The organism is Janthinobacterium agaricidamnosum NBRC 102515 = DSM 9628, from assembly GCF_000723165.1.
Classification (GTDB): domain Bacteria; phylum Pseudomonadota; class Gammaproteobacteria; order Burkholderiales; family Burkholderiaceae_D; genus Janthinobacterium; species Janthinobacterium agaricidamnosum.
In genome coordinates, this window is record NZ_HG322949.1 from 5,900,729 (window position 1) to 5,901,058 (window position 330).

A 330-nucleotide genomic window follows, 5' to 3' on the forward strand; every position below is an offset into this window, starting at 1 on the left:
GCGCGAAGAACAGCGCCGCCAGCAAGAGCAGCAGAAACGCCGGCGCGAAGCTGATGAAGATCCAGAGCAGCACCTGGCGATCCCCGGCGATGAGCTTAACGCCGATAACACCGTGCCGGTGGTGCCGCTGATTGAAGATGCGCCGCGCCAGGGCCTGTGGGTGGACGTCGAGGTTTAATCGCGTAATTCGCGTAGCGCCGCGATCAGCAACTCGATGTCGTGCTCGGTATTGAGAGGGCTGACGGAAATCCGCGCAATGCTGGTCAGGCCGCGTGCCTGCATATCCAGCGGTGTGTAGGCCACGCCATTGGCGCCGATATTGATTCGCTT

The 330-nt window shown here is 61.5% G+C and carries 1 protein-coding gene; it reads right to left on the reverse strand.

The genetic code is table 11. The features are described from left to right. Nucleotides 1–174: 174 nt before the first annotated feature. Nucleotides 175–303 (reverse strand): hypothetical protein, encoded by a 129-nt coding sequence (locus tag GJA_RS28565; RefSeq protein ID WP_277914414.1) that lies wholly within the window; start codon nt 301–303, stop codon nt 175–177. Nucleotides 304–330 lie beyond the last annotated feature (27 nt).